Here is a 17,686-nt window from a genome sequence, read left to right as displayed (position 1 = left end):
GCGACGTTACCGAGGGATCGGATCGCAAATTTGAGCGCAGATCCGCCGCAATCGGTTCACGACATCGATGCCGTGGCGAAGCGGTAGCGTGTTTCAGTTGCTGTTTGATGCTCCCCACGAACTGCCCGCGCCGCACTTGCCGCCTCGAAATACGCGAACCGATGGGGCGGTCATGTATTCACGGAAAGCGCCAACGGCATCAGGTCGTTGGCCTGCGTCCGCGAGAGGACGTACAGCTCGAACCAGTTGCACCACTCCACCGTCAAGTGATCCGAGTGGCCGTGAATGAGTTCTTCCGGCGCGGTCGACGGCCAGAAGATCTCCAGGCGCGCATCGAACCCCGGAAGCGTGTCCCTGAATTGGTGCAGCAAGTAACCGACGGTCACGCCATCGGGCGTCTCGACGCGCCCCATCATGCGATGCGGCATATCGGGTGCCAGTTCGATCGGGATACCGCTCCAGTCATCCAGATGGCGGAGCTTCAGGAGGGCCGGCGACTTTGTATGGCCGGGGACTTCCAGAATGCCGACACGCCCGTCCGCGAGGGGTAGCGCACCGAGATGCTCCGGGTGAGCACGGAGCATTGCCGGGCTGTTCGGCCCGCCATATCCCTCCCAGAACCAGGTCACGAACTCTGCGCTGGTGCCCACCGCTACGTGCGCTTCGGCAACCGATGAACTGAAGCGACCATTCGCACGCAGCGACCAATCCTTCTCGTTCGATTCGTGCTCCGCGATCTCCTTCGCGAACAGGCTGACCATGCCGTCCGCCCCCAGTTTCTCCATGAGCAAGACCATCATGTAGCGCGCCCTTTTTACCTCCATTCTGAGGATGTCCTCGCAAGCCACCTCTGTACCTGACTTGAAAAACGTCACTGCCTTCACTTGAACCTCCGTAGCGCGGGTGAACGAGTTGCCATGTTTCCCGACTCGGGCCACTAACGCAAGTAAACTTGCGTTAGTGTTTACCGCATGCCTGTCGGCGCTTGCTCGTGGGCGTGGGCGAACCGCCGTGACGACCCGGGCAGTCGATGAAACGATGTGTAAAATCCGCTCATGCCAAAGTCAGCCGAACAAGAATCGCCGTCGCCACGTCGCCGCCTTGGCGGCCGCAGCGCACGCGTCCGTGAAGCCGTGATCTCCGCAACGATTGCCCAATTGCAGGCAGCGGGTTTCGAGGGGCTCAACATCGGCGCCATCGCTGCGCTCGCGGGCGTGCATGAGAGTTCGATCTATCGCCGCTGGAGGAGCAAGGAAGGGCTGATGATGGAGGCCGTCTTCGAGCTTTTTGCCGAGCACATCGCGATACCGGATCGGGGCTCGCTTCACGCGGATCTCGTCGCGCTGCTGTCGGCAACCGCGCGCTACTTGCGAACGGGCGTGGGCAGGTCTGCCATTCAGTTCGTGCTGGCCACGTACAACGACGCGGCCGTGACGGGCGAACTACGCAGGTTGTGGACGAACCGCTTTTCGGCGGTTCAGCAGATTTTCGACCGCGCCGCAAAAATGGGCGAGTGGCCGCAGGGGGCGGATCCGATGCCCCTGCTTCATTGCCTGATCGGCGCCGTTTATCTCCGCACACTGATCCTGCACGAACGCGTCACGACCGATCAGATTCGAGAACTGACGCTCTGGATGCTTCGCGAGCGCGACGCCTGAGCATCGGGCGATCTCAAAGATCAGACCATCGAGGCCAGGTGAGCGCTTTACGACGCGCCATCCGGTTCGATCGAACGGGAATGGACTGCCGAAGGGTCACCAACGCGCCCATCATGCCGAAGCCAGCCGCAGCGGTCACGCCGCACATTGAATGGATGAATCGTGTCGTCTACCGTCCTCGCGCAAAACGCAGAGTGGTCGGTCGACGCCACGGCAAACCCGACGACTGTATCGCCACCACTAGCCGGCCTTGGTCGGCATTCGACCCGATGACCGCCTCTGCCGGGAATCCATCGGCAAACCTGTCCGCGCGGACTGTCGTCTTGGCCAGGTAGCCCGCATCGAAGCGGTACTGAGCCGAGTGGTGGTTGAGGGCCGACCACATCGGACATCAACCGCCCCAAACAGCCCCTTGCTCCGAACCACTTCACGCCCCTCAACGCTCCGCTTCGGAAACGCGCGTAACCGCACTCGCCGCTCGCCCCTGAATAGCCGTCTCATCTGCGTGCCCCAGATTCCGCCAAGCCATCACCGCACCAACCACCAGCAGCAGAACCGAAACGATCAACGCCCGTTCCATCCCATGGACAAACGCCACACCCCCTGCCTTGCGGACGAAGAAACCAAACAACGCGACGCCCATCACGCCGCCCACCTGACGCGCCGTATTCAGCAACCCCGATGCCACACCTGACTGCGCGCCGCTCACCGCCGCGAGCGCCGCATCCGTGATGGTCGGTATCGTCAGCGCGATGCCGCTGCCGGCAAGCAGCATCGGTATCGCGAGCAACCCGTTGGATTGCGCGGCAATTGCCGGCCACATCGCCAGATAGCCGATCGCGGAAATCGACAAGCCGGCCGTCGCCAGCGTGCGCGCCCCCAGCCTGCCGGTCAGTCGCCCGGCAACGATGCTCATGACCATCAGCACGCCCATCATCGGCAGAAACGCGACACCCGTGCGCACGGGCGTCATATGCCAGACCGACTGAAACAGCAGGCTCAACGTAAAAACGATGCCGTAGAAAACCAGGTTCGCGATCGCGCCGATAACGATCGAACTGCGGACGATCCGGTCCTGCCACAACGCGGCCGGCAGCATCGCGTCCGCATTGCGTGCTTCCAGCCGGACGAACGCGATGCCCAACCCGACACACAATGCGAACGCACTCAAGATGACCGGACTGCGCCACCCCAGCGCACTGATCTCGGTCGACGCGAACGTGAGCGCCGCCAGCGCAAATGCACCGGTCAGTTGTCCGGGAAGATCCAGGCGCCTTCCGCGCTGCGCTTTCGTGTCGGGCGCAAACCGCCATGTCATCCAGATTCCGGCGATGCCAACCGGCACGTTGACCAGGAAAATGCTGCGCCAGCCGACTGCTGCGATGAGCAACCCGCCTGCCAACGGTCCCGCTGCCAGCGCGATACCGCCACCGGCACCCCACCAGCCGATCGCGCGGCTGCGCGCCGCCGCGCCGTCGAATGCCAGCCGCAGCACGGCCAGCGAGTTCGGCACCAGCAGCGCGGCGCCGATCCCCTGAACGAGCCGCCAAGCGATCAACGCGCCCATGGAGTGCGCCATCCCGCAGCCGATCGACGACAGCGTGAATATCGCGTAACCGGCAATGAACACGCGCCTTGCACCAAGCCGGTCGCCGAGGGCACCCGCCATCAGCAGGGTCGCCGCGAACACGAGCGCATACGCGTTGACGACCCATTGCAGTTCCGTGACCGCTGCACCAAAGGCCGTTCGCAACGCGTCGAGCGCAACATTGACGACACTGACGTCGATCAAGACGACAGCAAAACCAAGGCACGCGGCCGTTTGAACCAACCGCGGGTGATGTGTGGACGAGGTCTGCATCGGCAATCCTTCGCATTCGGAGGAGTGAAGCGTAGAGGATCGCCTTCTGTGCGAATATTCCGCAAAACAGCACAGCAACCTGGAGAAAATGCACCGATGTTTGACTGGGAAAACCTGCGTTACTTCGTTGCCGTCGCGCAAGCGGGGAGTCTTTCTGCGGCCGCCAGGCGATTGAATGTCGACCATGCGACAGTCAGCCGTCGCCTGGCCGCACTCGAAACCGAATTGAAGATGCGCGTGATCGACAGGTTGCCACGCGCGTGCCGGCCGACCGCCGCCGGCCGGCAGATTCTCGAGTTCGCCGAGAAAATGGAAGAGCACGCGTTTGCGATCGAGCGCCTTGCGCTCGCGGAACACCTGCCGATGCACGGCACGGTGACGATCAGTGTGCCGCCCGTACTCGCCAACAATTTCTTCGCGAATCATCTGTATGAATTCGCGCAATTGCATCCGGGCATTCGATTGTCGATGGCCAGCCAGGCGCAAAGCGTGTCGCTCGCCCGTCGTGAAGCGGATATCGCCGTGCGCCTGTTCCGCCCGGAAGAACCGCAAAACGTGACGCGCAAGCTGGGCGAGATGGCGTTCGGGCTCTATGCGAGTCGCGACTACGCGCACGCGTCGACGCCCGACGATTGGGCCTTCATCTGCTACGACGCGCAATTCGCGGAAATGCCGCATCAAAAGTGGCTCGAGTCGATCGCTCGAGGCCGCCGCATCGCCTGCGAAGTCAGCGATATCACGACGCAGCAGGTCGCGGCCCGTACGGGAATCGGCGTGGCAGGCCTGCCCGTGTTCATGGGCGACAGCGATCCCGGGCTGCAGCGCGTGCCGTTCGAGGGAGAACCGTACTACCGCGAGATCTGGCTGGTCGTGCATGCCGATCTCAGGCATTCGCCGTCGATCCGTGCAGCAATCGACTTTATCGCCGACGTGACGGGCAGGACCTTCGCACCGGATTCGAGGCAGTAGCGACTGCCATCACTTCGGCCTGCAATGCCAGGCGTGAGCCTCTGATAGCGATATCAGGATTGCTGCGAGGGATCGTACCTGAAGTAACACAGGTTGAAGTACCAATAAGGATGGGACGTCGGAAGGTCCTCGTTCGGCCGCGCCCGATTCGGCCATCGAGAGACTTTTCGCAAATTGAAATTCTGCGTCAGCGAACGTTTCACCGCCGCCTGGCCCGAGCGGGTCGGCGGCAGCCGATCGTGCACTTCGCCAACGACCCTTCATCAAATCTCCGCCCTCAACCACCCGAGCAAATCCCCCTGCGCACTCCCGGCCACCACCGGCTCCGGCGTCAACAAGCAGTAATGCGAACCATCCTCGACGAACCCCATCGGCGCGACCAGCACGCCGTTCTCGATGTCGTCGCGAACGAGATGCCACGGGCCGATGGCGACACCGAGCCCCGCGACCGCCGCCTGCAGACTGAAATAGAAATGGTCGAACATCTGCCCGCGCCCACTCACGGGCGGCTGATTCGCCGCGACCGCCCATTCCTTCCACGCGTCCGGCCGAGTTCGCGTATGCAATTGCGGCACGTCCGTCTTCAACGAACGATCACCCCGACGCGCGGAAAACCAAGCACCGACCTTGTCCGGCCGGCAAACCACCCCCACCCTCTCCGCGAACAAACGCTCCGCGTGATAACCCGCCGGCCACGCAAAGTCATCGCGCCGAATCGCCATGTCGACGCCGCTGTCGAATGAAAACGGGCCACCCGCGGCAGCCAGGTGAATGTCGACGCCCGCATGTCGCGCCTGGAAATCCGGCCAGCGCGGAATCAGCCAGCGCATCAGAAGCGTCGGCTCGCACGACAGGACCCAGCGCCGCGCGCGGGCGGCCTCGGTGCGCAACTCCTGTGCGGCGTGACGCATCAGCCCCAGCCCGTCATGGACGGCCTGCGCCAGCTTGCGGCCCGCATCGGTCAGGAACACACGACGGCTGCGCCGCTGGAACAGCGCCACGCCCAGGTCATCCTCGAGCAGACGCACCGCCCGGCTGACCGCACCGTGCGTCAAGCACAGCTCGTCGGCAGCACGGCTGAAATTCTCGTGACGCGCCGCCGCCTCGAAACAACGCAACGCCATCAACGACGGCAGGTTCGTGCGAACAGATTGTGAGTCAATCTCACCATTCTGGTCAGAAATCATCGCTTTTCCCGATGAAACATGACCCATAAGATTGCGCCATCCAGTCACAAACCGCAAGGACGAGCCATGACCGAATGGATAGTCGTAGTCACCATCACACTGTTGGCCGTCATCAGCCCCGGCCCGGACTTCGCGATGGTCACGCGTAACAGCCTGATGCTGTCGCGCCGGTCGGGCGTGCTCACCGCGCTGGGTATCGGGCTCGGCGCGACGGTTCACGTGAGCTACACGCTGCTGGGCGTCGGCCTGCTGATCCGCCAGTCCCTGTGGCTCTTCAATGCCGTCAAGCTGATCGGCGCGGTCTACCTGATCTACCTCGGCGTGAAGATGCTCATGACGAAGGCCGGCAACGGGCAGCCCGCGGCGCAGGCCGCGCCGCTGTCCGACCTGGCCGCGCTGCGCACCGGCTTCCTGACGAATGCGCTGAACCCCAAGACCACGGTGTTCATCGTCAGCCTGTTCATGCAGGCCGTTCGGCCCGACACGCCGTTGATCGTGCAGATCGGCTACGGCGCGTTCATCGCCGTCGCGCATGCCGGCTGGTTCAGCCTGGTGGCCCTCTGCTTCTCCGCCACGGCAGTCCGCGATCGCCTGCTGGCGCTGCGCCACTGGATCGACCGCACCTTCGGATGCCTGCTCGTGGGCTTCGGCGTCGCGCTCGCCATCGCGCGCGGCGGGCGCTGATCCGGGCGTCCGCGCCGCGTGGCGATGCAACCGTCGGGCGCGCTCCGCCGGCGCGCCGGATGCGCCGGATGCACCGTTCGTCAGCGTCAGAACGTGCGTGCGATCGTGCGGGCCTCGTCGATCGCGCGACTGCGATCGACCTTTCCGTCGGGCCCGAACAAGGTGCGCTCGACGACGATGCCGGTGACATCCTTCACGCCCACGAACCTGAGCCAGGTCTCCATGTACGGGCGCTGGAGATCGAACTCGGCAGCCGGCGTAAATGAGCCCGGCGACTGATAGCCGAGCCCGCGCGCGTAGACCACCACCGCCTTTTTCCCGGCCAGCTTGCCGGCAAAACCTGCGCCGTCGAACGTGAACAGCACGTCCTTCTGCGAAATCGCATCGATCAGGTGCTTGAGTTTGTATGGAATGCTGAAATTCCACAGCGGTACGCCGAACAGGAACTTGTCCGCTTCGTGGAACGGTACCGCAAGCTGCTCGATCCGCTGCCATGCCGCCGCCTGCGACGGCGTCAACGCGGTGCCGCTCAGCCCCGCATATTTCGCGGCCAGCGCGGCTTCGTCGAATTCGGGCATCGCCAGATTCCAGATGTCGAGTTTCAGTATCTCGTGATCGGGGTGGGCGAGCCGGTACGCATCGAGAAAGGCATTGCACACTTCGATGGATGCCGAATAGTCCTTGTTGGGTGAGCCTTCGATATAGAGCACGCGTGTCATGGAGCCGGTCCTTGCCGAAAGTGACGGCGACGCGCGGGATGCGCGGTCGCCCACTGCACTTCGCAGCCTATCGGATCGACCTATAATCCGGAAACGATATGAATTGATCGAATTAACCCGAATTGGTGATCAATGAACCCACCCCTCGACACGTCACTGCTTCACACGTTTGTCGCAATCGCCGACGTCCGGAGCTTTACCGGCGCAGGTCGCCGGCTGAATCTCTCCCAATCCGCGGTCAGCGCCCAGGTCGCTCGTCTCGAGGAGCAGGTCGGCCGGGCGCTGCTCGCGCGCAATACGCGCAGCGTCACGCTCACCGAGCATGGCCAGATGCTGCTCGGCTACGCACGCGCGATGCTCAATCTGAGCGAGGAAGCGAAGGCGAAGCTGGGTACCGGCGACGCAGTCGATGTCACGCTGCGTATCGGCGCCTCGGAGGATTTCGCGGGAGGCTGGCTTCCCGACGCGATGCGCCGCTATGGTGCCGCGCGACGCGGCTTGCGGCTGGATCTGACGGTCGACATCGGCGACAGCCTGTTTCGCCGGCACGCCAACGGCGAATTCGATCTCGTGATCGGCAGCCGGTGCGCGCACACGCGCCAGGGCGCGACGTTGTGGCGAGAGCCGCTCGCCTGGGCGTTTGCGCGCCACGAGCCGCTGCCGGAAGGCGATGTGCCGCTCGCGTGCTTCCCCGATCCGTGCCCGTACCGCGGCGCCGCCATCAAGGCGCTCGCGCTGGCCGGCATGCCCTATCGCATGGCATGCGAAAGCCCGAGCGTCACGGGGATCCTGACGTTCGCGCGCGCCGGCATCGCGATCGCGCCGGTGCCGCGCAGCGCGATCGGCGAGACGCTCCGTGAGCTGGGCGTGTCCGAAGGGTTGCCGGCGCTACCGGAAATGGAATTCGTGATGATGCATGATGCGGGGATGCCGGCCGCCGTCGAATTCGCCGCGACAATTTTCGATGAAGCCGCGATTCGCAACGGGGCCGGCACGCGTAACCGGCCGTAGCGGGCCGCCTCCGCGCTCGATGTTTGCTCCACGCGCTCACCAACGCATTTGCCGGCGACCACAACGGCGCGCTGTTGGCGAAACAGCCGCGTCCCGGTCACGGTGCATCGTCATCCTTAGCGCTTCGCACTCCATTCGACGCGCCCGCCCGCAGAATCCCGGCTGCGCCCGAGCAGCGCCGCCAGCGACAGATCCGCGAGCTTGCCGAACGGCGCGCGCAGCAGGCTCGGCAGGTTCCAGCGCCCCAGCACGAACACGCCCTTGGCATGGCTCATCGCGCGGAATCCCTCGATGCCGTGATACGCGCCCATCCCGCTGGGGCCGACGCCGCCGAACGGCAAGTCTTCCTGCGCGACATGCAGGAGCGTGTTGTTGATGCCGACATTGCCCGACGTGGTGCGCTTCAGCAACGACTCGCAGTCGCCGTCCTGCACACCGAAGTAATACAGCGCAAGCGGCCTCGGCCGCGCATTCACGTAGTCGACGACTTCGTCGATCGTGCGATACGTGCGCACCGGCAGGATCGGCCCGAAGATCTCTTCCTGCATGACGGCCGTCTCGTCGCCGGCCCCGACGATCAGCGTGGGCGCGAGCGTCCGCTTGCGGGTGGCCGCCCGCTGCGGGTGCACGCCCGCCTCGATTACGCGTGCGCCTTTGCTGCGCGCTTCGTCGACGAGACTTTTCAGGCGATCGTAATGCCGGTCGCTGACGATCGACGTGTAGTCCGGGCTGGTCGGCCCGCCCGGATAGAAGCGCGCGACGGCCGCATCGTATTGCGTGATGAACGCGTCGAGACTGAAATCCGCCTTCTGCGCGGCCGTGATCAGGTCGAGCACCGTCACCAGCCCGTCATGCTGCCAGTTGCCGGCGTTCAACGGCAGCAGATGGCGGATCTGCTCCAGCGAGAACCCGGCGCGCTGCGCGCCGGCGATGATCTCGAGCATCCACACCGCGTCTTCGCCGTATTCGCGATAACCATTCGTGCCGCGCTCGACGGTCGTGAGACGCCACGCGAGCAGGCGGGGCGTTTCGTCCGTCATCGGTGCGCCCTTACGCGCGCCGGACGATTGACAGTCGCGGGCAAACGGCCGACAGTTCCGGCATCGCCGCTCGATCGTGCAGGCCGGAACGTGGGGATCGGTCGCCACGAGCGCGAGTGCCGCGCCGGTCGCAAACAAGGCGCAAATGGACTGCTAGCAACCAATACCGAGAGAACAGCATGCAGCTTCAGTCAAACTACCCCAACACGTTCAAGTACGTTCGGCAGAATGCGCGCCGACTGCCTTATGACATCGGGTACTACCTGAGCGAGCACAGCGACGGGACGATCATCGTCGGTTACGAGATCGTGCAGGCGTCGCACAACGGTCGCATCGGCTGCGCTGCGACCACGCTCGATTTCCGGGGCTCGCTCGAAGAAGCGGAACGGTACCTGATCAAGAAGCTCGAAACAATGGTCGAGGGTTTGCCCGAGTCGTGGGAATCGGATCAATACAGAAACCGCAAGGAGACGGACGAGAGCGCAGTCGAACATGCGTGGTTGATACGCAGCGTCTTCGGCTACTGGCCGAAATTTCACGATGCCGGGGTGCTGGCCATCACGCTGCGTCGGGTCAACGCGAACGGCGGATGGCATACGGATATGGAACTCACGATCCGTCATGCCGGGCAAGACAATCCGGCATGGAACGGGCCGCCGACACCTTGCCGGATTACGTTCCTGCTCGAGGAAGTAGAGGGAACCGAGTTCGCGACAGAAAATGTCTCTCTCCCGTCGTGGATTTACGATCTGAGGTTTTCTCACTGCGACGATGGCCGCATCCAGATCGACCTGTATCCGTCGACCGGCTTCGAGATCCTGCTCTACTGTCGTGCCGCGACCGTCATCCGCATCGAGCCGTGCGCGTCAGACAACAACGGTATCTGAAAACCGCTTCGGCACCATCAGATCTCGTCGGAAAACTCGTCGAGAAAACGCTGCAATCGATCGCGGCGAACGATCGCCAGACGGGTACCGGTGACGGTCTGGAAACCGGTTGAAAGCCTCAGCAGTTTCGTGCGGAAGTGATCGATCGCGAATCGCGCGTCGTCGAGCTCCCGTTCCGATGCATGCGGATCGGCCGGGTCATACAACGCGCTGCCCATTCGCCCCGCGACATAAAAGCAACGCGCGACGCCCACCATGCCGATCGCATCGAGCCGGTCGGCATCCTGCAGCACCTTGGCTTCCAGCGTCTTCGGCGCGATACAGGCCGAAAAACTGTGCGCCTCGACCGCGTGCGCAACGGCGTCGATCTTCGCGGCCGGCCAATTCAGCGACTTCAGCACCTGCCGGGCCTTCTCCGCCGACAACCGCGATGCCTGCGCGCGAAGCGGGGAATTCTTCTCCACCGCCACGCAGTCGTGCAGCAGTGTCGCCGCAAACAACACCTCGGCGTCTCCGCCCTCCTTCGCGTGGATCGCGGCCGCGTTCTTCCACACGCGTTGCAGATGCGAAGTGTCGTGAGAGCCGTCGCCATTGGCGTCGCTCCAGTGCGCCAGCAAGGCCTTGGCCAGATCCTGAAAGGGGGCGAACGCAGAGATAGTCATGGGGAAAGCAGTCGAGGTCGGGATGGCGATTATCGCCGCAAGCGCCGCGCGACACACGATCCGCCATCCGGTCGGCCCTTGTCCACGACACATCACGCGAACCGTTACCTCCGCCAGAACGCGGTTGGCTTATAGTGCGGGTTGCCGATTCAGCGAGGAGCGCTGTAATGACACTGCTGGCCAATGGTCCGTTTGAAGTAAAGCTGAATCCGGAATTCCTGAGTACCGTCGCGGAACAGACCGGGCTCGGCCGCATGTCGCTGGACAAGCAGTATCACGGCGACCTGGAAGCCGTCAGTCATGGAGAGATGCTCGCGTTTCGAAGCAGCGTCCCGGGCTCGGCGGGCTATGTGGCGATGGAAACCGTGCAAGGCGTGCTGGGCGGCCGCCACGGGAGTTTCGTCCTGCAGCACAGCTCCACCATGACCCGCGGGCAGCCGCTGCAGTCGATCACCGTCGTGCCCGATTCCGGAACGGGGGCATTGCTGGGGCTCTCCGGTTCGATGATCATCGCGATCGACAACGGCCGGCATTCGTACCGCTTCGACTACACGCTGCCCGACGCGCCTCGGTAAGCCGACTCATGGGGAAGCGGCGGCTTCATGGTGTCGCCGCGCCGGGGCAGTGACGCGTTCCCGTCTGCCGTGCAGCACTCACCTGCCCGATACCCGGCGATCGAGCCTCGACGAAGGCATTGCCGGGTTCGCTCGAGATAGCGTGGATGCGTTCGACCGCGGCGACGCGCTCAACCACCGCCGAACCATCACGCGACGATCGCAACGGGTTCAATTCCACGCATGGCGCGCCGGCCGCACGCCGTTCAGGTAGTAGTTGCCGACGAGGTGATACTTCCAGCGCACCGGATCGTGCAGCGTATGCGTGCGTGCATTGCGCCAGTGCCGGTCGAGGTTGTGCTCGGCCAGCGTCGACTGCGTGCCGGCCAGCTCGAACAGCTTCTCGCCCGCGAGCAGCGCGATCTCCGTCGTCAGCACCTTCGCCTCGCCCACCGCCACCGACGCACGCGCGACATCGTCCTCGGTCACGTCGCCGCGCGCTGCGATCTCGTCGAGCGTACGCGCCGCGCGCTCGAGCAGCGCCTCCGCCGCATGCAGCTGGATGTGCAGACGGCCGATCTCGCGAATCGTCAACGGATCGTCGGCCGCCCGCTCGACGCCGCTGTCGACCCACGGCCGCGTGCGCGTGCGCACGAACACCAGCGTATCGTCGATCGCGGCCCTCGCGATGCCCGCGTCAATCGCGGCCTGGATGATCTGCGACAGCGGGCCGTTCAGCGTCGGCAGGTCCGACACACGCTGGGCCGGCAGGACGTGCGACGCAGGCACGCGCACGTTGTCGAGCACGACGGTGCCGCTCGCGGTGGTCCGCTGTCCGAACCCCGACCAGTCGTCGATCACGGTCAGCCCCGGCGTCGGCTGGCGAATGTACGCGAGCCACGCGCGGCGCTCGTCGTCGAGGCCGAGCACCGGCACGTAGTGCGCGAACAGCGCGCCGGTCGAATAGAACTTGGTGCCGTCGACGACGTAATCGTCGCCATCCCGGCGCACGCGCGTCTTCAAGTCGAGCACGTGCTTCGTGCCCTTCTCCGAAAAGCCGTTGCCGAACCGCTTGCCGCTCAGCACTTCCGAGAAGAAGTGGCGCTTCTGCGCATCGGTGCCGGTGAGCGCGATCACGTCGACCAGCCCGAAATGATTCTGCGGCAATTGCCCGAGCGACGGATCGGCCGCCGCGACGATCTTCACCACCTCCGTCAGCGTCACATGCGATACCCCCGCGCCGCCATACGCCTTCGGCACGGTGATGGCCCACAGTCCCGACTGCGAGAACCATTCGATCTCGTCGCGCGGCAGCCGGCGCTCCCGGTCGCGTTCGGCCGCGCCTTCCGCGAGCCGCTGCGCAAGCGCATGCGCGGCTTCGATGGCCTGCGCGTCGTCGGCGATCACGCGGGCCGCTTGCGGTTGCGTATCGGCCGGCCGTTCCTGGATCGTGGCGCTCGTCTCTGACATCGGGCTCTCCTGCTGATTGACTGAAGCATTCAATCTAGCAGCGCCTCGTGCGCCGGCAAACCGAGCGATTCGCACATCGATATTCCTTCGGATAACAAAAAGTGTGGCGCGCCGTCCGAAACGAACCGCGCGTCAGCGACGATATCGACGCCCCGGCATCGATGCCACGCAGCCTTGCTCGCGTAATGCCCGATGGCGATAACGATGTACGAATCCGTTATTGGATCGTCCGCATCGTGCTTCCTATACTGGTCTGCCGGCATCGACGGCCCCGCCTTTCAAGGACCTCCGCATGACTTCGTCTCCCGCTGCAACCGAACTTTCCACCGGCACCGACTACGACGCGCTTGCCAGCCGCTTCAGGCCGATCTTCGAACGCATCGCGGCCGGCACCGCGGAACGCGAACGCCGCCGCGAACTGCCACACGACGCGATCGGCTGGCTGAAGGCGGCCGGCTTCGGCGCCGTGCGGCTGCCGGTTCGCGACGGCGGCGCCGGTGCGTCGCTGCCGCAGCTGTTCCGGCTGCTGACCGAACTCGCTGCCGCCGACTCCAATCTGCCGCAGGCGTTGCGCGGGCACTTCGCGTTCGTCGAGGACTGGCTGAACGCGCCGCCCGGCGCCGATCGCCAGACGTGGTTCGACCGCTTCGCGAGCGGCCAGCTCGTCGGCAATGCGTGGACGGAAACCGGCGACGTGTCGCTCGGCCAGACCATCACGAAGGTCTCGGAAAAGCACGGCCGCCTCGTGCTGAACGGCCGGAAGTTCTACAGCACCGGCAGCCTGTTCGCCGACTGGATCGACGTGTTCGCACAACGCGCGGACGACGGCAGCGACGTGATCGTCGCCGTCGCGACCGCGCAGCCCGGCGTGATCCGCGAAGACGACTGGGACGGCTTCGGCCAGACCACGACCGGCAGCGGCACCACGCGCTTCGAGGACGCGACGGTCGAGGCACGGGACGTGATCGACTTCGCGCGACGCTTCAAGTACCAGACCGCGTTCTACCAGCTCTTCCACGTCGCGACGCTGGCCGGCATCGGCCACGCGATCGTGCGCGATGCGGGTGACCTGGTACGCAATCGCACCCGCGTGTACAGCCACGGCAACGCCCCGCGCGCGGCCGACGACGCGCAACTGCAACAGGTGATCGGCGAGATCGCGTCGTGGGCCTATGCAGCCGACGCACTCGCGCTGCGCGCCGCGCAGCCGCTGCAACGGGCCTACGAAGCGCACTTCGGCGGCGACGCGGCGGCCGAGCACGATGCGAACGTCGCGGCCGAGATCGAATCCGCGCAAAGCCAGCTCGTCGTGTCGGAACTCGTGCTGCGCGCGGCGACGCGCCTGTTCGACGCGCTCGGCGCATCCGCGACGCGCAGCACGACGGCGCTCGATCGCCACTGGCGCAATGCACGCACGGTGTCGTCGCACAATCCGCTCGTCTACAAGGCGCGGATCGTCGGCGACTGGGTCATCAACGGGCGCACGCCGCCGTTCGTCTGGCAGGTCGGCAACGGCGCGGGCACGAGCACGAGCACCGGCAAGCATGCAGAAACGGGGGCCGCCCAATGAGCAAGACCATCCGCTTCAACGCGTTCGAGATGAACTGCGTCGGCCACCAGTCGCCCGGGCTGTGGGCCCATCCGCGCGACCGGTCGTGGCAGTACAAGGATCTCGACTACTGGACCGACCTCGCGCGCGTGCTCGAACGCGGGATCTTCGACGCGATCTTCATCGCGGACGTGATCGGCTACTACGACGTCTACAAGGGCAGCAACTACCACGCGCTGCACCAGGCCGCGCAGATCCCGGTCAACGATCCGCTGCAGCTCGCCGCGCCGATCGCGATGGCAACCGAGCATCTCGGCATCGGCATCACCGCATCGACGACGTTCGAGCACCCGTACACGTTCGCGCGCCGGCTGTCGACCGCCGACCATCACACGAAGGGCCGGCTTGCATGGAACATCGTCACGTCCTACCTCGAAAGCGGCGCGAAGAACCTCGGCGATCACGGCTTGCGCACGCACGATGATCGCTATGCGGTCGCGGCCGAATACGTCGAGGTGCTGTACAAGCTGTTCGAGGGCAGCTGGGAAGACGGCGCGGTCGTGCGCGATCGCGAGGGCCGCGTGTTCACGCATCCGGAGAAGGTGCACGAGATCGGCCACAAGGGCCGCTTCTTCGACGTGCCCGGCTACCACCTGTGCGAACCGTCGCCGCAGCGCACGCCGGTGCTGTTCCAGGCCGGCGCGTCCGGCCCCGGCAAGGCATTCGCCGCACAGCACGCCGAATGCGTGTTCGTCGCCGCGCCGACCCGCCCGCAGCTCGCGCGCTACGTGGCCGACGTGCGTGCACAGGCCACCGCCGCAGGGCGCGACGCGAGCAAGGTATTGATCTACAACCTCGTCACCGTGATCGTCGACGAAACCGACGAGAAGGCGCAGGCCAAGTTCGACGAATATCGCCAGTACGTGTCGTACGACGGCTCGCTGGTATTCATGTCCGGCTGGACCGGCATCGACTTCGGCCAGTACGCGCCGAACGATCCCGTCCGGCGCGTCGAGACGAACGCGATCGTGTCGGCAGTCGAGCACCTCGCCGGTGGCGACACCGCCTGGACGATCGAGGAACTGGCGGCCTGGGGCGGCATCGGCGGCCTGGGCCCGGTCTTCGTCGGCTCGGCGGCGACCGTCGCGGACATCCTGCAGGAATGGGTCGCCGCTACCGACGTCGACGGCTTCAACCTCGCGTATGCGGTTGCGCACGAAACCTTCGAGGATGTCGTGCGCTATCTCGTCCCCGAGCTGCAGCGGCGCGGCGTGTATCCGACCGGCTATGCGCCGGGCACGCTGCGCGAGAAACTGTTCGGCGGATCGGCGCGGCTACCGGACGAACATCCGGCCGCGCAGTTCCGCGACATCGAGCAGGTCAAGCGCGATGCCGAGCACGTAGCCGCCTACGCGTGACGGCCGTGCGGCGGCTGGTCTGCCCGCATGCGGGCCGGCCGGCTTCGCGATGAACGGCAACCGGCGTGTCGAGCCACTCGCCCGACACGCCGTCTGAATCTCCCATCTCCCCTCACTCAAAGCCCGGTGCAGCCGCGATGCGCGTTGTGCTTCCGCACTCGCACATCGAGAGGGTGAACCTTGCGGTTGTGGCAACGACGACGCGCGCACCCAAGAGTGCGCGCTTTTTCCTGACGACGAGCGATCCCGACCGCGTTCACACGATGCCGTCGTCGTCGATGTCGCGCGCCGTCGGCTCGTAACGCACGATCAACAGGAACACGATCGGCGTCGCGGCGCTGATCGCGACGACCCAGAACATGTCCGTGCCGAGCCGCGCCTGCAGGATCGGCAGCACGAACAGCGCGAGTGCCTGACCGATGCCGCACAGCGAACGCCCGAAGCCGACGCCGGTACCGCGGATCGCCGCCGGATACGACAGCGTCGGGTAGATCATCATCTGCGCGCCGGGCCCGAAACCTTCCGCGAACAGCCAGGTGCCGAGCATCAGCAGCACGAAGCCGATCGCGAGCGCGCCATGCGGATGCCCCGCCAGCGCGAGCGCCACGAGCGCGACGAACTGGAGCGCGAACCCTGCGATCGCGACATGACGCGACGCATGGCGATGGGCGAGGCGCATGCCCAGCAAGCCGCCGGTGAACGCGAACAGCACGTTCAGCGCCAGCGACGCCGCGATCGTCTCGAACACGCCTGCACCGAGAAACTGCGACAGGATCGACGGCAGGAAGAAGGCGATCGCCGTGTATTCGAACGGGATGCACAGGTTCATCACGCTGGCGACGATCGTGCGCCCCAGGTACGGGCGCTGGAACAGCACGCGAATTCGTACGGGCGGCTGGCTCGGCGCGCGTCGGGCATCCTCCGCTTCGTGCGCGTGAATCCCGTACGACTCGCGCAGAATCCGCGCGGCGTTGGCCAGGTCGCCCTGGTTCGCGGCCCACAGCGGCGATTCGTTCATGAAGCGGTTCCTGAACAGGATGATGACGAGCGCGGGCACCGCGCCGAAGATCAGCGACGCGCGCCAAAGCCATCCCGCATGCTCGGCAGGCAGCAGGAAATACAGCCCGAAGATCAGCAGGAAGCAGACCGAGGACGCCACGTACCACATCGGGCACCAGGCCGCGAGCCGCGACGCCTTGTTGCCGCGACCGTTGAACTTCGAGAATTCCGCGAGAAACGCCATCGCGACGGGCAGGTCGATGCCGACACCGAGCCCCATCACGAAGCGCGCGCCGATCAGTACCCATACATTGGGCGCCAGCCCGGCCGCGATTGCCGCGACCACGAAAAACAGCATGTCGGCCATGAACACCTGATAGCGGCCGATCTTGTCGGTCAGCCATCCGCCGATCAGGCTGCCGAAGATCGTGCCGATCATGATCGCCGACCCGACCAGCCCGGTCAGCGCCGGTGTCAGACCGAACTCGCGCGCCACGTCGTCGATCCCATAGGACAGCGTCGTCAGATCGTACGCATCGAGAAAGACGCCGCCGAGCGCCAGCAGCACGATCATCCGCGCATGGCTGACCGGGCTGTCCACCGTGTTGATCAGGCGCGCGACGTCGCTGGCCGAGCGGATGGGTGAAGACACCGGCGTGACGGTGTTCAGGTCGATCGTACTCATCGCATTCCTTAGTTTTCCGCCGGATAGCCGGCGATGTCCGTATGTTCATTCGCGACCGGCGAAGACCCTGCGCAACTGCGAGCCTCTCGACACGCGACGCCGTCGCGTTCCGGCAGCCCGCATTCTGTTCTCCCGATCCGGTTATCCCAAGCGATATAAATCGATAAATTAATCGGCCCGCGTCATAAAGTTGCTCGCGGTCCGCGCTTAGAGGCCAGTTCAAAAAGGCTGCTCGATACGCCTGAAGATGTTCCAACAGACAAGCGAGCAACCGAGTTTCAGGAATGCTTCGTGAATGTCGGCACGTCGCTCGAAGCGAGTGCGTAGGCGACG

General features: G+C 65.0%; 16 protein-coding genes and 1 pseudogene. 8 read left to right on the top strand and 9 right to left on the bottom strand.

Features of this window, described 5'->3' with window-relative positions; genetic code table 11:
• Positions 1 to 170 precede the first annotated feature (170 nt).
• Positions 171 to 884, bottom strand: a complete 714-nt coding sequence (locus tag G3N64_RS24180; RefSeq protein WP_346778836.1) for a hypothetical protein — start codon at positions 882 to 884, stop codon at positions 171 to 173.
• 171 nt (positions 885 to 1,055) lie between these two features.
• On the opposite strand from G3N64_RS24180, the gene G3N64_RS24175 reads away from it, so the two are divergent.
• A complete protein-coding gene (locus G3N64_RS24175) occupies positions 1,056 to 1,658 on the top strand; it encodes a TetR/AcrR family transcriptional regulator (protein WP_205786164.1) in 603 nt (200 codons plus the stop codon).
• 436 nt (positions 1,659 to 2,094) lie between these two features.
• Here G3N64_RS24175 and G3N64_RS24170 read toward each other — a convergent pair whose 3' ends face one another.
• Positions 2,095 to 3,450: an MFS transporter gene (locus G3N64_RS24170; protein WP_241021178.1), complete on the bottom strand. Its 1,356-nt coding sequence runs from the start codon at positions 3,448 to 3,450 to the stop codon at positions 2,095 to 2,097.
• Here G3N64_RS24170 and G3N64_RS24165 point away from each other — a divergent pair.
• The gene (locus tag G3N64_RS24165; protein WP_346778835.1) at positions 3,373 to 4,488 is read left to right on the top strand and encodes a LysR family transcriptional regulator; all 1,116 of its coding nucleotides are present in this window, start codon (positions 3,373 to 3,375) and stop codon (positions 4,486 to 4,488) included. The genes G3N64_RS24170 and G3N64_RS24165 overlap by 78 nt on opposite strands.
• A gap of 263 nt (positions 4,489 to 4,751) precedes the next feature.
• On the opposite strand, the gene G3N64_RS24160 is transcribed toward G3N64_RS24165, so the two are convergent.
• The gene (locus tag G3N64_RS24160; protein WP_205786161.1) at positions 4,752 to 5,675 is read right to left on the bottom strand and encodes a LysR family transcriptional regulator; all 924 of its coding nucleotides are present in this window, start codon (positions 5,673 to 5,675) and stop codon (positions 4,752 to 4,754) included.
• Positions 5,676 to 5,741: 66 nt separating this feature from the next.
• Here G3N64_RS24160 and G3N64_RS24155 point away from each other — a divergent pair, with 66 nt between their 5' ends.
• Positions 5,742 to 6,359 carry a LysE family transporter gene (locus tag G3N64_RS24155; protein WP_205786160.1) on the top strand — a complete coding sequence of 206 codons (618 nt, stop codon included), beginning with the start codon at positions 5,742 to 5,744 and terminating at the stop codon, positions 6,357 to 6,359.
• 86 nt (positions 6,360 to 6,445) lie between these two features.
• Here G3N64_RS24155 and G3N64_RS24150 read toward each other — a convergent pair whose 3' ends face one another.
• On the bottom strand, positions 6,446 to 7,078 hold the full coding sequence (locus G3N64_RS24150; protein WP_205786159.1) for an NAD(P)H-dependent oxidoreductase: 633 nt from the start codon (positions 7,076 to 7,078) through the stop codon (positions 6,446 to 6,448).
• Positions 7,079 to 7,210: 132 nt separating this feature from the next.
• Here G3N64_RS24150 and G3N64_RS24145 point away from each other — a divergent pair, with 132 nt between their 5' ends.
• A complete protein-coding gene (locus G3N64_RS24145) occupies positions 7,211 to 8,089 on the top strand; it encodes a LysR substrate-binding domain-containing protein (RefSeq protein WP_205786158.1) in 879 nt (292 codons plus the stop codon).
• A gap of 116 nt (positions 8,090 to 8,205) precedes the next feature.
• On the opposite strand, the gene G3N64_RS24140 is transcribed toward G3N64_RS24145, so the two are convergent.
• The gene (locus G3N64_RS24140) at positions 8,206 to 9,129 is read right to left on the bottom strand and encodes an aldehyde dehydrogenase family protein (RefSeq protein ID WP_241021177.1); all 924 of its coding nucleotides are present in this window, start codon (positions 9,127 to 9,129) and stop codon (positions 8,206 to 8,208) included.
• 179 nt (positions 9,130 to 9,308) lie between these two features.
• Between G3N64_RS24140 and G3N64_RS24135 the strand changes: the two genes are divergently transcribed.
• Positions 9,309 to 10,016, top strand: a complete 708-nt coding sequence (locus G3N64_RS24135) for an Imm50 family immunity protein (RefSeq protein WP_205786157.1) — start codon at positions 9,309 to 9,311, stop codon at positions 10,014 to 10,016.
• A gap of 17 nt (positions 10,017 to 10,033) precedes the next feature.
• Here G3N64_RS24135 and G3N64_RS24130 read toward each other — a convergent pair whose 3' ends face one another.
• Complete coding sequence (locus G3N64_RS24130) at positions 10,034 to 10,678, bottom strand: HD domain-containing protein (protein WP_205786183.1); 645 nt, start codon at positions 10,676 to 10,678, stop codon at positions 10,034 to 10,036.
• Positions 10,679 to 10,845: 167 nt separating this feature from the next.
• Here G3N64_RS24130 and G3N64_RS24125 point away from each other — a divergent pair, with 167 nt between their 5' ends.
• Entirely contained in the window at positions 10,846 to 11,253 is a 408-nt protein-coding gene (locus tag G3N64_RS24125; RefSeq protein WP_205786156.1) for a DUF3224 domain-containing protein, read from the top strand.
• 210 nt (positions 11,254 to 11,463) lie between these two features.
• On the opposite strand, the gene G3N64_RS24120 is transcribed toward G3N64_RS24125, so the two are convergent.
• On the bottom strand, positions 11,464 to 12,702 hold the full coding sequence (locus G3N64_RS24120; protein ID WP_205786155.1) for an SfnB family sulfur acquisition oxidoreductase: 1,239 nt from the start codon (positions 12,700 to 12,702) through the stop codon (positions 11,464 to 11,466).
• Positions 12,703 to 12,994: 292 nt separating this feature from the next.
• Here G3N64_RS24120 and G3N64_RS24115 point away from each other — a divergent pair, with 292 nt between their 5' ends.
• Together G3N64_RS24115 and G3N64_RS24110 are read left to right on the top strand one after the other, a co-directional pair.
• The gene (locus G3N64_RS24115) at positions 12,995 to 14,272 is read left to right on the top strand and encodes an acyl-CoA dehydrogenase family protein (RefSeq protein WP_205786154.1); all 1,278 of its coding nucleotides are present in this window, start codon (positions 12,995 to 12,997) and stop codon (positions 14,270 to 14,272) included.
• A complete protein-coding gene (locus G3N64_RS24110) occupies positions 14,269 to 15,669 on the top strand; it encodes an LLM class flavin-dependent oxidoreductase (protein WP_205786153.1) in 1,401 nt (466 codons plus the stop codon). The genes G3N64_RS24115 and G3N64_RS24110 overlap by 4 nt, the downstream gene beginning before the upstream one ends.
• Positions 15,670 to 15,925: 256 nt before the next feature.
• On the opposite strand, the gene G3N64_RS24105 is transcribed toward G3N64_RS24110, so the two are convergent.
• Both G3N64_RS24105 and G3N64_RS24100 read right to left on the bottom strand, forming a co-directional pair.
• On the bottom strand, positions 15,926 to 17,353 hold the full coding sequence (locus tag G3N64_RS24105) for an MFS transporter (RefSeq protein ID WP_205786152.1): 1,428 nt from the start codon (positions 17,351 to 17,353) through the stop codon (positions 15,926 to 15,928).
• Positions 17,354 to 17,572: 219 nt separating this feature from the next.
• Positions 17,573 to 17,686 (bottom strand): annotated as a pseudogene (locus G3N64_RS24100) (IS5/IS1182 family transposase); the annotation flags it as partial.

This window comes from Burkholderia sp. Ac-20344 (assembly GCF_017104975.1).
In the GTDB taxonomy this organism is placed as follows: Bacteria; Pseudomonadota; Gammaproteobacteria; order Burkholderiales; family Burkholderiaceae; genus Burkholderia.
This window is presented reverse-complemented; position numbering and strand designations above follow the sequence as displayed.

Excerpts from the sequence above, each read along its gene's own strand:
- G3N64_RS24175 (WP_205786164.1), top strand. The coding sequence starts at position 1,056 with ATGCCAAAGTCAGCCGAACAAGAATCGCCGTCGCCACGTCGCCGCCTT.
- G3N64_RS24160 (WP_205786161.1), bottom strand. The coding sequence starts at position 5,675 with ATGATTTCTGACCAGAATGGTGAGATTGACTCACAATCTGTTCGCACG.
- G3N64_RS24155 (WP_205786160.1), top strand. The coding sequence starts at position 5,742 with ATGACCGAATGGATAGTCGTAGTCACCATCACACTGTTGGCCGTCATC.
- G3N64_RS24150 (WP_205786159.1), bottom strand. The coding sequence starts at position 7,078 with ATGACACGCGTGCTCTATATCGAAGGCTCACCCAACAAGGACTATTCG.
- G3N64_RS24145 (WP_205786158.1), top strand. The coding sequence starts at position 7,211 with ATGAACCCACCCCTCGACACGTCACTGCTTCACACGTTTGTCGCAATC.
- G3N64_RS24140 (WP_241021177.1), bottom strand. The coding sequence starts at position 9,129 with ATGACGGACGAAACGCCCCGCCTGCTCGCGTGGCGTCTCACGACCGTC.
- G3N64_RS24135 (WP_205786157.1), top strand. The coding sequence starts at position 9,309 with ATGCAGCTTCAGTCAAACTACCCCAACACGTTCAAGTACGTTCGGCAG.
- G3N64_RS24130 (WP_205786183.1), bottom strand. The coding sequence starts at position 10,678 with ATGACTATCTCTGCGTTCGCCCCCTTTCAGGATCTGGCCAAGGCCTTG.
- G3N64_RS24125 (WP_205786156.1), top strand. The coding sequence starts at position 10,846 with ATGACACTGCTGGCCAATGGTCCGTTTGAAGTAAAGCTGAATCCGGAA.
- G3N64_RS24120 (WP_205786155.1), bottom strand. The coding sequence starts at position 12,702 with ATGTCAGAGACGAGCGCCACGATCCAGGAACGGCCGGCCGATACGCAA.
- G3N64_RS24115 (WP_205786154.1), top strand. The coding sequence starts at position 12,995 with ATGACTTCGTCTCCCGCTGCAACCGAACTTTCCACCGGCACCGACTAC.
- G3N64_RS24110 (WP_205786153.1), top strand. The coding sequence starts at position 14,269 with ATGAGCAAGACCATCCGCTTCAACGCGTTCGAGATGAACTGCGTCGGC.
- G3N64_RS24105 (WP_205786152.1), bottom strand. The coding sequence starts at position 17,353 with ATGAGTACGATCGACCTGAACACCGTCACGCCGGTGTCTTCACCCATC.